Below are 12,985 nucleotides of genomic sequence, written 5' to 3' on the forward strand. Positions count from 1 at the left end.
GCACTCAGTATGTTAGTTCGCAGTTTATATCTAATCTGTAAAAAATCCGAACTAATTCGAATTCTATTTCAAGAATTTGAATCATAGTTCGGATTTTACTTTGACTTAAATACTTTTGTCCCAGTCCTTTTTTAGCAGATAAGAAACCACCATGGCTGCTGAATGTGCAGCCACCATCTATCTGAAAATTATTTTTCATATAGCAAATTTGATGTTAGCGGACACCAGAGACCTTATTTGGCAAAAATCCACGAAAATGGTGGTGTATGCGGACACCAAGGACCTTATTTCACACAAATACAGTTAAATAACCATGATATATGTATAATAAGGTCTTCTGTGTCCGGATAACTTCGAGAAAGTTACTTTTATATAGCAATAGCGTCTCCTGTGTCCGCTAAAAGATTAATTTATAGAGGTATTTTCATACAAAAGTACAACTACTTACTGCATAACTGCAACTAAGGCAATTCGCCCAAAGGCGTGGCGAATGCCAAGTTTTCTAATAATTATTTATGGCTCTTATAGATTTTGTGTTAAAAATAAAAAAATAAACTTTTAGAAAACAGCCTTATTTATAGTCATACCGCGTCCGTTCAATTTCATCAATTCGCTTTCCTGATTCATCAAATTTAATTGCACGTAAATAAGCATCATGGTAAAACGTATACCACGCTTTTTTCTGATAACCAAATTCCATCCATTTTTCTTTCTGATGTACAGAAGTTACCGGATAATCATCATATGCAAGGGCCCATAATTTATTCTGGTGAGCATGGGTTGGCATTATATCAGCCATATGGATAAATACCTCATCTCCATCTTCAAAAACCAAGATACTATGTCCATCACTATGTCCACCTGTATGAATCATCTTCAGCCCATCAACTATCGTAATTTCATTTTCAAACGGCTGTACTTGGTCCTGAACTGGTTTCCAATTTTCTTCCCAATATGTATTTATGGACCGGATATTTGGGTTTCGCATTTCATTCCATTCCACTGCAGATACATGAATAACCGCGTTTTCAAATACAGATTGATATGTATCATCCACTTTTCTGGTTAGTCCACATGCATGATCAAAATGTAAGTGCGTCATTAACATTGCATCAATATCCTTGACTGTTAACCCCAGTTCTGCAAGTGATTGGTCGATAGATGATTGCTCGAGAACTCCAAAATTACGTAATTGTTTATCTGTTAATTTTTCATTTCCCATACCAGAATCTATTAAATAGTTTTTTCCATCCACCTGAAGCAGTATCGGATCTGTCCTCAATTCTATTTGATTTTTTTCATTTGGTGGATATTTCTTACTCCACAATGCCTTTGGGACAACACCAAACATGGCACCTCCGTCCAGGAAGTTCACGCCGCCATTTAGCCAAGTCAGTTTTGCTCGTCCAATTTGAAGTGTTTCCATTATTCACCCTCCTTCACCTTATTATTAGTGTAGCTAAAGAATATATTTGGTGCAAATAGTTTAGAAAGTTAAGGCTTATCGCTAGACCTTATTCGCACTGATGAAGGAAATTTCTTAGATACTTCTATTCATCGATTAACCGAACAATTACTATCTTTTACCACTCAGAGTACTACGGGGGTAATTCCCTCCGGCGAAATAGCATACGGCTTTATTTTTGAATTTTGAAATTGATTCAACTGCTAAAAAAAGAACCCTTTTGATGGGTTCTAAGAAAATTGGGCACGGCATCGATAGATTACTTGTCCTTTTGCCGAAAATTTCGTTTCATATTCGGTCATGACGTTCTCTGGGTCCTCTGATCTATGAAGATCCAAATTAACTTCTTTAAGAACTATGCCAAACTCGGAAAAACTAACAAGTGAGTATTCAAATAATCCGCGATTATCGGTTTTTAATACAAGTTCACCACTAGGTTGCAGGACGTCCTTGTATTGTTCTAAAAACGTACGAAAAGTTAAACGTCTCTTCTCATGTCGATTCTTTGGCCAGGGATCAGAAAAATTTAAATATATGACAGAAATCTCATTTTCTGCAAAAATTTCCCTTAACCTTTCTGCATTTTCATTTATCAGTAGAATATTATCCTGGTCTGATTGCATTAATTTTTGAGCTGCAGTTACAGCGATACTCTTTGCAACCTCAATTCCTATAAAATTGACTTCTGGAAATTGCTCAGCCATTCCTGCTAAAAATTGACCTTTTCCAGTACCTATCTCCAAATGAATGGGATTGTTATTACCAAAAACTTCACGCCACCTATTCTTATTTTCAGATGGATCAGGAATGACAAAATGACTATTTTCTTTAAGGAAGTCATCCGCCCATGGCTTATTACGTTGACGCACCATTAGCACCACGCTTTCTAGAAATTTTAGCATAGAATAAAAATTATTGGTTAACACTATAAATTGAGGTGATTCCGATTGACACTAACCGTTCATAATCAATTAAGGTTACTGCAAGATATTTTAAGCGAACAAACAGAGGATTGTTGTGGTGAAATTTCAGAATATCAGCAGATTAAAAGATTAGTTCAAGCCATGATGGCAAACAACAGCATCTCTGATGAACAGCTACTTCAATTATTACCAGAGATATATAATTATGGCCGGCAAGGTGAAATTGCACAAAATGATGAGGAGCACATCACTACAAATCAGGAAAACATCGAGACTTGGGTAAGTGCTATTCAGCAGACTAATTCAAAATAACGGACTCTACATGAAGATTTAAATCACGTAAATCCTTCAATCTACTATAAGCCTTATCCATTTCATTTCGTTCATTATGCCAGCATAAATAAGAAAGTGCATCTATAATTAAATACCAATAGATACGTTCAATTAACTGCTCGTCTTTTGTTATACCGTATTGCTCAAGCCATTCGTTCCAGTCTTCTTGCGGTATATACCATTTTAATACAAATCCAAAGTCCATTGCGGGATCAGCTATCATTGCATTATCCCAGTCAACCAGATAGAGCTGCCCCTTATTTGTTAGCAAAATATTATTATGATTCAAATCACAATGACAAACCACCTGTTGTTGACCACGTGTTACCGGAAGTAATTGACCGAGGTAATTAATCGCATTACGGACTTCATTATGTTGTTGTATCAAACCGTTCGCTTTTACCTGTTCAGTTATTTCGGCAAATCGTTCATCTGGTGTGACGGCTTTTTTACCCATCCGCATAAGCATATGCAACAATTCAGAAGAGTTGTGTATTTTACGGATTAAAGAAGCTACTTGGTGATGCTGCATTTCCAATGGTTTAAGTTCTCTTCCATCAAGCCATTCCTGGGCAGTGACGACATCACCATTTTTCATCCGTTTCGTCCAAACAAGCTTGGGGACAATTCCCTCTGCAGATAATACTGCCAGGAATGGGGAAGAGTTTCGTTTCAGAAACAGGCGCCGATTGTTATTTTCTGCTATAAAGGCATCACCAGTCAACCCGCCGGCCGAGGTAACTTTCCATTCTTTTCCTAGTGCTTGTTCAAGCCAATTCACCTTACATACCTCAAATCATCTATATAGTAGCCTATTATTAGTTAACTTATTTCAACTTAGCATATCATTTAAGGGTCCTTAGAAAGTGTTTTTCACATTCACCCATGCAGTTAGAAAGTACTTAACTTCTAAAAAAGAGACATGAGATTAGATTATAGGAATTTCTGATTAATTTCAAGCAAAATTTATGCCCCAACAACCTTTATTGCCTCTGAATGCTTCGTTATAACACAGGAGTAGCATTCACTCGTCTGTCCATCTACCTGATACGGAATGCTCTTCTCTGAACTGATTTCAATACGATTTGCTTCGAAAACCTCTACCTCTTTAAAGTTCACATGCTTCCCACTAAATACAGTCATAAAAAGCCCCAGTACTTTCCATTTTGATATTGAATGAAGTAGAAGAACAGGGAATATACCTGCCTGTACCTTAGCATTTGGTATAATTTTCATACCTCCACCATAAAACGGGTGATGCGCAATCGTTACCATCCAGCAATTAGAAAGTTTATATTTTTTACCATCTGCTATCAGTACTACATTAATTGGTTTATAATGGAATAATACTTGTATAAGTGCTATTACATAACTAATCTTCCCTAAGTAAACCATACTTAACAATTTTTTATATTTTGATTTATTCACAGCTCTTGCTATTTCCGCATCAAAGCCAAATCCAATACTATTGACTATAGTACGTGGGCTTTTCCCTTTTTCCTGATAACATCCCAGCCAGTATGGGCTGCTATTCTGACGGATTATGCGTTGAAAAATATCAACTGGGTTTCCTTTAATACCGCATCCCCTTGCAAAATCATTTCCAGACCCAACAGGAATAAATGAAACAGGGAATACTGGTTCAGATAGTCCGTTTAACACCTCATGTAATGTGCCATCACCGCCGATAACAACTACACAGGTAACCGATTCTGAAAAATCTGTAGCCAGTTGTGCAGCGATTCGCTCTGCATGTCCAAAATATTCTGTGAAAAAACATTGACTTTGTATTTGTTTAAATTCTTCTGTCTTTGCAATCTTTGAATATGCCTTTTTGGCACCACCATTCCCTGCAGTTGGGTTTATAATAAAGATATACATTTACACATCCTCTTTACCGACCGAAAATGTATTATTATCCTCTTCCCACTCCGGTCGCTTAACAGATGTTGATTGACAATTTTTCAATAATAAATCTGCAATTTTCAGCTGACTGCTTTTCAAAGGCGATACAAGACTTCTTTTTTCTCTAAACCATTTTTCATAATTATATTTTCCAATTATTCTCGTATTGAATGGCTCAGAATGAAACTCAATATTATTGAATCGTGACAATACAATTTTAGTAACAGGAAATTCAATATCATCTATGTTCAAAATACTTTTGACCAATTGTTCAGTACGTTTTAAAGCAATCATAGGACTCAATATTTTGGATTGTTCATCTCTATCTTCTACTACCCATGTTCGCTCGTCATCCGCTACTATTTTTGCATTAGGTTTCTTTTCAATTAAATAAATAATTTCTATTCCTATGGGGCTAAGCAGAATAATCTCTCCATCAACAGGCGCATTCTTTATATTAAAAATTGGATAATACAATAATAAATACGTATCAGGAAACCGTTGCAGAAAAAACTTGAGCCTATCATCATGATAAAACCGCTTATCCATAAATGATACATCCGTGACAGTTGAAGTAGCCCATTTTAGTTGCAATGGGAATAACTTATCTAAAAAGTACTGCTTTAAATCCTTTTCTGTCCTTGGTAAGCGATTGTCTTTATCAGCTGAATCTTCCTCTTCAGTATACCAATTACCAGTTTTGATAAATGATTTCCATTTCGAAAAGGTGGAGGTCTGTTCCGCAAAATCCTCTTCTTCTACTTCAGAAGCATTATCATTTTCCGACATATATTGGAGTTTTTTCCAGTTATCCTGTTTCAAACGCATATATTGACTTGGATAACGGTATGCGTTCCATTCATATCGGGATATGTAATCCTGCAGCTTAATCAGTTGAGCCACTTAATCAACCTCCCTTTTTAGTTCATATGAAGCTACAACTTCATACTTTGGTGTTCTATCAGGAAAAATTCGGTATACGACAACCTGATTAACTGTCAGGTTTAGTTGCTGGTCATACTGTTTCTTTAGCCCTGACTTATTTCCCCCTTCGCCATTCCATTTTTTTGCAAGTGTAATGTGTGGAGAAAAAGAACGAGTATCTTTCTGGAAACCAGATTTCGCCGCAATGTCTTCCACAGTTTCATGTAATGCAACCAAGGGTTCCGTTTTTTCAACTCCTGCCCATAAAACACGTGGCTTTTTGGGACTACCAAAGAATCCTATTGATGCTGTGGTTATTTTAAATTGCGTTGATTTTTTTAGTACATTCAGCGAATTTAACAAGAAGTAAAGTTTATTGGAATTTACAGCTCCTAAAAATTTTAATGTTATATGCAAATCTTCCTTATTTGTCCACTGTTTATAGGGAAGTTCTTCCCTTAAATTAAGCTGCCATTTAAAAAAGTGCGCTTTATGTCCTTCTTGGAGCGGAATAGCAATAAAATAGTGCGGTTCATTTGTCATACCCATTCCTCGCTTTTTTAGAAAAATTGGCATTTGTTAAGGGAATTCTTATGAAAGCGTAATTTACTTTTTAGAACCCCATATACTGTGTAGTACAAACCTTTATGCGGATTGCCTCCGTTACACTTATGCAGTAAGAAATCTGCTTTCTTAACTGCCTAGAAAAAAGTATTTAAAATATTTCCTTTTTTAGTGTAAAATAAGATTAACAATACAGATTCACTTACACCACGAGAGAATGAACTCATTAAGGAGTGGTTCTTTGAATCAACCAACATCCCGAATGCTAAGCAGAGTTAAAGCTGTCTATCTTTATATTAGAGATAATGGGACAGTTTCAACTTCGGAACTGGCAGAAGAATTCGGAACTACCGACCGCACTGTTCAGCGTGACCTGAACGTTTTAGAATACAATGGTTTGGTACGTAGTCCTCATCGTGGAAGATGGAAAACAACAAGTAAACCTGTAAAGTTACCTTAAAGGTACCACTGACATTAACAGTGTCAGTTCTTTTTTTGGGAAAGACAGTACTCCAGTTCATCCTTCGTTAGTTCGCGTACATCCCCTGGTACAAGATTACGATCAAGTTCTAACTCACCCATTTTAATCCGTTTAAGATAATCAACTTTCTTATCAACCGCCAAAAACATCCGTTTCACCTGATGAAATTTGCCTTCTGTAACAGTCACTTCAACTTCGGATTGATCATCAGCATGCAGAATTTGCAATTTAGCCGGCTTGGCCTGATACCCATCATCAAGCATAATCCCATTGTTAAACTTTAGAATATCTTCTTCTGTAACATGTCCCTTTATTTTAGCATAATATGTCTTTCCTACATCCTTTTTTGGAGAAATAAGCTGATGGGCTAGCTCACCATCATTTGTAATTAGCAATAGCCCTTCGGTGTCCTTATCAAGTCTGCCAACTGGAAATGGATTAAATAGCTTATAGGAAGGTGTCAGCATGTCAATCACCGTTTTGTCCCGTTCATCCACCGTCGCCGAGATATAACCACCTGGCTTATTCATCATTAAATAAATATATTTTTGATACGTAACTATTTCTCCTTGTACCTTTATTATGTCAGATTCTGTATCAACATGCATACTTCCATCTTTCACTATCTTTTCATTTACCGTAATATGCTTTTTTTTCAGTATTGCCTTTATATCTTTCCGACTGCCAATTCCCATGTTGGATAATAATTTATCAAGCCGCACGAATAAAACTCCTTACCTACGAAATATTTTGTCCAGGACCCGCACACGATTACCCAATAATCGCTCCAATAGCGTTGATTCATAGGCAAACCACAGATAGACACCACCACCTGCAACAACTCCAGAAATTAACATAATGGTAGCTGATAGACGAGATTCTTCATATGCTAAAAATGTTCCAAATAATGTTCTTAGAATCCATATAATAATACACATAATAATGGAAAATATACAAATTAATAAGAAGCGTTTAAACGTTTGTTTGAAAGAAAATTGGGTCGACGATTTTATCCGCCAAATATTCAGTATGACTGCCGTTCCAGCAGCAAGTGCTGTCCCAAAAATAGCTCCTTTTGCTCCAAATATATGAATAAGCTGGATATTAAACAGGACCTTTACCAATAAACCACCAGATAAACTTACCGCGGCAAAACGCTGCTGATTGACACCCTGCAGTATTGCCGCCGTCACCGTAAATAAAGCAAATAATAATGCAACCGGTGCATACCAGCCCAGTAACGACCCTGTCATAGAAATGTGCTTCATTCCATAAAGAGAACCATATGCTACATCTGAAAGCATGGATAGGCCGACAACAGCAGGTACAACAAGGACTAGTATTATTTGAAATGATTGATTTATTTGCTGATTTAACAGCTGTTTATTATCTTTGGTAAATGATTTTGTTAACGCTGGTAAAACAGCAAGTGATAACCCGGTAGCAATCGTTACAGGAATGATGACAAGCTTATGACCATACAAATTAATAGCAGAATAGACAATATCAGAAATATTTCCTTCTCCGATAGCTATCATCGCACGCTTAAATGTAAATTGATCAACCAGCTGGTATAAGGGAATTGCAATCCCTACTAAGACAAACGGTCCCGCATAGCTGAATAGTTCCTTAACAAGTTCTTTTTTTGGTATATCATGTGTGACGCGCTGTTGCTGTATCTGCTTCTGTATAGCTGGTTTTCGTTTACGCCAAAACACGAATAAAACAACACAGGATGCTAATGCACCGATTACAGCCGCGAATGTTGCAAAACCAACTGCAATAGGAATGGATTCAAATAAAGTCATTACGATAAACGTTGCACTTAACAAAAAAATAATTCGAGCAATTTGTTCAACCACTTGAGAAACTGCGGTAGGTGCCATTGATTCATATCCTTGGAAAAAACCTCGGACAATACTCATTGCCGGAATTATCAATAAGGCAAAACTGACTGCTCGAATAACCATTGTCACATCGGCAGTTGCAATCACTCCAATATTCTCATTTGAAATGATAAAGCTTGCCATTAATTCTGCGCCGAAGAATAGAACAAGGAAACCAAGAAAACCCGTAACAGCCATAAGGGCAATACCTGCCTTAAACATTCGCATTCCCGTTTCATAATCACCAAGTGAATTATACTTAGATACGAACTTCGAAACGGCTAGGGGTACTCCAATTGTAGATATACTAATTAATATACTATATGGCGTATAGGCATAAGCGTAGAGTGTCCCACCTGTTTCGCCGACAAGCCATTGAAAAGGAATAACATAAATCATCCCTAGAAATTTAGATAAAAATGACGCACCAGTAAGTAACATAGTGCCTCTAACAATATTCGACATTATTTCACCTGCATCTATAAATAAATTACGTTTAAGTGCGTGTTCAAAAGGAGGATGAAAATGACCGAGTCGGCTATGTTCGCAACGTCCTGTTGCAACGCCGACAATAGCACGTCATGTGCGTCGAAAGTTCGAGGCAGCGTAGCTTTGAGTAGCGGAATGTATGCTTTTAATACATGAGCAACGGAAAAGCAAGCTAACGACGAAATTCGATGCGTCATTTTTTCCGGACTTTTTGAACAACCTCTTTAAAGATATTTTATCACAGATAAGTAATATGTAGGTTATAATTCGATAAGGCAAACGAAAAATCATATTATTTTTGCACTTTTTACTAATACAAACTACTATTGATTTAAAAGTAAAATGTATGCTTTTATCCTATGTTTTTTCTACAATAAATCCAAAAGAGCTATGCTAGTAACGAAAGGGATGAAGAAAGGTGTCATATGATGTAATAATTATTGGAGGCGGTCCATCAGGTCTTATGGCCTCCATCGCTGCAGCTGAAAGTGGTGCAAAAACGATGTTAATCGAGAAGGGCAAAAAGCTAGGTACGAAACTTGCAATTTCTGGTGGTGGCCGCTGCAATGTTACAAACCGGCTGCCAGAAGAAGAAGTAATTAAACATATACCAGGAAACGGAAAATTTCTATACAGTCCATTCTCCGTATTCAACAACTACGATATTATCGATTTTTTTGAAGGTATGGGTGTTGGTTTAAAGGAGGAAGACCATGGTCGTATGTTTCCTGCATCAAATTCCGCGAAGACCGTAGTGAATGCGTTAATAAATAAATTAGATGAATTGCATGTCGATGTACAAATGAGCACTACTGTAAATGCTGTTCATTATGATGAAAATGAACATACCATTATCTTAGCTGATGATTCCAAACTACATACGAAGTCACTTGTTATAGCGGTCGGTGGCAGGGCTGTTCCTCATACAGGGTCGACTGGTGACGGCTACGCTTGGGCTAAAAAAGCAGGGCATACTGTAACTGAATTATATCCAACAGAAGTTGCGCTTACTTCAAATGAATCGTTTATCAAAAATAAAAGCCTGCAAGGGTTGTCTTTACGTGATGTAGCGTTAACTGTATTAAATAAAAAAAACAAACCTATAATTACACATCAAATGGACATGATATTCACACATTTCGGCATATCTGGTCCTGCAGTATTACGATGTTCCCAATTTGTAGTTAAAGAACTTATGAAAGGTCGAAATGAGGTTCAAATGGTTCTTGACGTATTACCTGACGAAAAAGAAGAGAATCTGGTACAATCCATTTTAGTTGCTATGGAGGAAAATCCCAAAAAGTCAATAAAAAATATCTTAAAAGGTACGATACCTGAACGGCTCCTTACTTATATTCTTAGTACGCATCAAGTTAGTGAAGAGCAAAAAGCAGCAAACATTTCCAAAGAAGTCATTCGGACAATTGTTCACCAAATTAAACATTTCTCTTTCAATGTAAATGGATCACTCTCCCTGGATAAAGCATTTGTAACTGGCGGTGGAGTATCCATTAAAGAAGTTGTTCCAAACACAATGCAATCCAAAATTATGCACGGACTTTATTTTTGCGGTGAGATACTGGATATACATGGCTACACTGGTGGCTATAATATTACATCTGCATTGGTTACAGGCAGATTAGCTGGTATCAATGCTGCACTCGAAACTGGAAACTATACTGGTATTTGATACCTAACATGTTTTAAAATTTTTGTGCAATGCTACTAATGTATGGCGATATTTTTAGGAAGGGTTGGATTTAAATGCAGAGGAATGACATGTGGATACCTTTACTCGCTTCTTTGGGTGTTGGCGCAGCAACTTATTATTCAATGACAAAGAACAATCAGAACTTTGGTCAAACCATGCAAAAAATGATGCCTTTTGTTTCACAAATGAACAACGGTAATCAGCATCAATCTGGTCCGAACACAATGGGCTAACCATTACATTAAGCGCACCCTCAGGGGGGCGCTTTTTTATTTATTAAAATCACAAATGCTTCACATTTACAACTAATAGCGTGATATTAATCACAATAATACAACGATTGCACGAGTATTATTTACACTATAAACAGCATATTTAACTTAGGAGTGATTTTAAATGGTCGAATCTGTAACTACATTTGACGGATGGTATACACTGCATGATTTCAGAACTATTAACTGGGAGAAGTGGCAGCAGGCCACAGAGGATGAAAGGAATAAGGCTCTGAATGAGTTTAAAAATTTATTAAGCGAGTGGCAAACTGTAGAAGACAACCAGGAAGGCAGTCATACTTTGTACTCGATTGTTGGGCAGAAAGCTGACCTAATGTTTATGGTTCTCCGACCAACTATGAAGGATCTAAACAAGCTTGAAAGTCAATTTAATAAGACAGCTCTTGCTCACTACACACAACCTGTATATTCATATGTGTCAATTATTGAGAAAAGCTCTTATACAAAACGTGAGACAGACCCATATGAAGATCCTGCAATGCTCGAAAAACTTTATCCAACTATTCCCAAGACAAACTATATCTGCTTTTATCCGATGAGTAAGTTACGGGGAGAAATTAACAACTGGTTTACGTTACCAAAACGAGAACGAGGCCGTATGATGTTCGAGCATATCGCAACAAGTAAGCCATATACAGAGGATGTAAAACGCATCATTACAGGGGCAATTGGCTTTGACGACTACGAATGGGGAGTTTCTCTTTTTTGTGATGATCCACTGAAGTTTAAGAAGCTTATATACGATACACGATTTGATGAAGTCAGTGCTAAGTATGCTATTTTCGGAACATTTTATATTGGGAATTATTTACCAAGAGAAGAAATTACTGCTTATTTTGAAATCTAATCGGTTTGTTTGAATATTCAGTAGTTATACTCCCATAGCTAAAGCAGTGGAAATTTGAATTGATTAAAATTGCGTTGGATTTCCTGATTATGTTTATTGTTCCTGCCTGCCTTATTGCATCCATCGACAAGAAAGCCAAAGGCGTAGTAACAAAAGGAGAGGGCAAAGGGACCAGAGTATGAACTCAAAGTATTGAAGCGGATCGTGGTTCCGTTATTTACACAAAATTAAAGTAAAATGTGATTAAAAAGGAAAAATAGCGGAATGAGGATTACATAACATGATTAAAATAGGCATTTTTCAGGAAATAACGGAATGAGGATCCGGCAAATCAGCGGGCACAATCCTGACTAGTGAATAAATGCATTTAAACGATCGGATGGCCCGTTTTGAAAAAAATAGCACAAGTGATTAGTCAAAGTAAAATCTGATCTATGAATCAAAGTTTCACTTTCGCAGTCTTACTTGCCATAGTCTCACGCTTGTGAGTACACAAATGCTGGGAAAATTGCTTGAAACGGTCACTCATCAAGGTTGAATATTTCACCATACTACATCGCATTTATATCAACTGCGAGATCTAACCATTGAAAATGAACGCTCTAACATTCTATCCTGTTATTATTTGTCTTAATCCACAGCCTCTTAAATTTATATTCATATACCGTTTATGCAAGTCTAGATTCATTTTATTGTGAAATTTTATGTATTGCGATAAGAACCCATGCGTATTTATAAAGCTTTGTTTGCTTAATCTTTCTTACAATAGAAAACAGCCAGGATATGAATGATCATATCCTGGCTTTTATCATTTGCCTGGCGGCGTCCTACTCTTGCAGGGGCAAAGCCCCAACTACCATCGGCGCTGGAGAGCTTAACTACTGTGTTCGGCATGGGAACAGGTGTGTCCTCTCCGCTAATGCTACCAGACATTCAGATGTTTTGTGTTTAAACAGAACATCTTAACCTTAGGTTTTCAAAATTTTATACCCTAAAAACTAAATAAGAGCTTCACAACAACGTTTTATCCAGTATTGATTAGTTAAGTCCTCGATCTATTAGTATCCGTCAGCTCCACGTGTCACCACGCTTCCACCTCGGACCTATCAACCTCATCGTCTCTGAGGGATCTTACTCACTCGAAGTGATGGGAAGTCTCATCTT

General features: G+C 37.0%; 13 protein-coding genes and 2 rRNA genes. 5 read left to right on the forward strand and 10 right to left on the reverse strand.

Annotated features, from left to right (window positions below):
- Positions 1-571: 571 nt before the first annotated feature.
- Positions 572-1,426 carry a YtnP family quorum-quenching lactonase gene (locus ACE1TG_RS19555; RefSeq protein ID WP_375054071.1) on the reverse strand — a complete coding sequence of 285 codons (855 nt, stop codon included), beginning with the start codon at positions 1,424-1,426 and terminating at the stop codon, positions 572-574.
- Positions 1,427-1,695: 269 nt separating this feature from the next.
- Positions 1,696-2,334, reverse strand: a complete 639-nt coding sequence (trmB, locus tag ACE1TG_RS19560; RefSeq protein WP_375054082.1) for a tRNA (guanosine(46)-N7)-methyltransferase TrmB — start codon at positions 2,332-2,334, stop codon at positions 1,696-1,698.
- A gap of 78 nt (positions 2,335-2,412) precedes the next feature.
- Between trmB and ACE1TG_RS19565 the strand changes: the two genes are divergently transcribed.
- Positions 2,413-2,700, forward strand: coding sequence for a YtzH-like family protein (locus tag ACE1TG_RS19565; RefSeq protein WP_375054072.1), 288 nt, complete (start codon positions 2,413-2,415; stop codon positions 2,698-2,700).
- Here the strand turns inward: ACE1TG_RS19565 and ACE1TG_RS19570 are convergent.
- The 4 genes from ACE1TG_RS19570 to thpR all read right to left on the reverse strand — a co-directional run bounded on the left by ACE1TG_RS19570 (position 2,687) and on the right by thpR (position 6,093).
- The gene (locus ACE1TG_RS19570) at positions 2,687-3,502 is read right to left on the reverse strand and encodes a phosphotransferase (protein ID WP_375054073.1); all 816 of its coding nucleotides are present in this window, start codon (positions 3,500-3,502) and stop codon (positions 2,687-2,689) included. The genes ACE1TG_RS19565 and ACE1TG_RS19570 overlap by 14 nt on opposite strands.
- 185 nt (positions 3,503-3,687) lie before the next feature.
- Positions 3,688-4,602: a diacylglycerol/lipid kinase family protein gene (locus ACE1TG_RS19575; RefSeq protein WP_375054074.1), complete on the reverse strand. Its 915-nt coding sequence runs from the start codon at positions 4,600-4,602 to the stop codon at positions 3,688-3,690.
- The gene (locus ACE1TG_RS19580; protein ID WP_375054075.1) at positions 4,603-5,529 is read right to left on the reverse strand and encodes an NERD domain-containing protein; all 927 of its coding nucleotides are present in this window, start codon (positions 5,527-5,529) and stop codon (positions 4,603-4,605) included.
- Complete coding sequence (thpR, locus tag ACE1TG_RS19585) at positions 5,530-6,093, reverse strand: RNA 2',3'-cyclic phosphodiesterase (RefSeq protein ID WP_375054076.1); 564 nt, start codon at positions 6,091-6,093, stop codon at positions 5,530-5,532.
- A 262-nt stretch (positions 6,094-6,355) separates the two neighbouring features.
- On the opposite strand from thpR, the gene ACE1TG_RS19590 reads away from it, so the two are divergent.
- Positions 6,356-6,574 carry a DeoR family transcriptional regulator gene (locus ACE1TG_RS19590; RefSeq protein WP_375054083.1) on the forward strand — a complete coding sequence of 73 codons (219 nt, stop codon included), beginning with the start codon at positions 6,356-6,358 and terminating at the stop codon, positions 6,572-6,574.
- 23 nt (positions 6,575-6,597) lie between these two features.
- Here the strand turns inward: ACE1TG_RS19590 and ACE1TG_RS19595 are convergent, their stop codons facing one another.
- Together ACE1TG_RS19595 and ACE1TG_RS19600 are read right to left on the reverse strand one after the other, a co-directional pair.
- Positions 6,598-7,317 carry a pseudouridine synthase gene (locus tag ACE1TG_RS19595; RefSeq protein WP_375054077.1) on the reverse strand — a complete coding sequence of 240 codons (720 nt, stop codon included), beginning with the start codon at positions 7,315-7,317 and terminating at the stop codon, positions 6,598-6,600.
- A gap of 12 nt (positions 7,318-7,329) precedes the next feature.
- Positions 7,330-8,946 (reverse strand): putative polysaccharide biosynthesis protein, encoded by a 1,617-nt coding sequence (locus tag ACE1TG_RS19600; protein ID WP_375054078.1) that lies wholly within the window; start codon positions 8,944-8,946, stop codon positions 7,330-7,332.
- Between the two features lie 442 nt (positions 8,947-9,388).
- On the opposite strand from ACE1TG_RS19600, the gene ACE1TG_RS19605 reads away from it, so the two are divergent.
- The 3 genes from ACE1TG_RS19605 (at position 9,389) to hemQ (ending at position 11,821) form a co-directional block, all read left to right on the forward strand.
- A complete protein-coding gene (locus tag ACE1TG_RS19605) occupies positions 9,389-10,660 on the forward strand; it encodes a BaiN/RdsA family NAD(P)/FAD-dependent oxidoreductase (protein WP_375054079.1) in 1,272 nt (423 codons plus the stop codon).
- Between the two features lie 74 nt (positions 10,661-10,734).
- Positions 10,735-10,914, forward strand: a complete 180-nt coding sequence (locus ACE1TG_RS19610; protein ID WP_375054080.1) for a hypothetical protein — start codon at positions 10,735-10,737, stop codon at positions 10,912-10,914.
- A gap of 163 nt (positions 10,915-11,077) precedes the next feature.
- Entirely contained in the window at positions 11,078-11,821 is a 744-nt protein-coding gene (hemQ, locus tag ACE1TG_RS19615) for a hydrogen peroxide-dependent heme synthase (RefSeq protein WP_375054081.1), read from the forward strand.
- An 814-nt stretch (positions 11,822-12,635) separates the two neighbouring features.
- On the opposite strand, the gene rrf is transcribed toward hemQ, so the two are convergent.
- Together rrf and ACE1TG_RS19625 are read right to left on the reverse strand one after the other, a co-directional pair.
- Positions 12,636-12,751: ribosomal RNA gene (gene rrf / locus ACE1TG_RS19620) — 5S ribosomal RNA — on the reverse strand.
- A 108-nt stretch (positions 12,752-12,859) separates the two neighbouring features.
- A 23S ribosomal RNA gene (locus ACE1TG_RS19625) occupies positions 12,860-12,985 on the reverse strand; the annotation flags it as partial.

The organism is Virgibacillus sp. JSM 102003, from assembly GCF_041949995.1.
In the GTDB taxonomy this organism is placed as follows: Bacteria; Bacillota; Bacilli; order Bacillales; family Amphibacillaceae; genus Lentibacillus.

Coding starts and splice junctions, on each gene's coding strand:
- ACE1TG_RS19555 (WP_375054071.1), bottom strand. CDS start 1,426: ATGGAAACACTTCAAATTGGACGAGCAAAACTGACTTGGCTAAATGGC.
- ACE1TG_RS19575 (WP_375054074.1), bottom strand. CDS start 4,602: ATGTATATCTTTATTATAAACCCAACTGCAGGGAATGGTGGTGCCAAA.
- thpR (WP_375054076.1), bottom strand. CDS start 6,093: ATGACAAATGAACCGCACTATTTTATTGCTATTCCGCTCCAAGAAGGA.
- ACE1TG_RS19600 (WP_375054078.1), bottom strand. CDS start 8,946: ATGTCGAATATTGTTAGAGGCACTATGTTACTTACTGGTGCGTCATTT.
- ACE1TG_RS19610 (WP_375054080.1), top strand. CDS start 10,735: ATGCAGAGGAATGACATGTGGATACCTTTACTCGCTTCTTTGGGTGTT.
- hemQ (WP_375054081.1), top strand. CDS start 11,078: ATGGTCGAATCTGTAACTACATTTGACGGATGGTATACACTGCATGAT.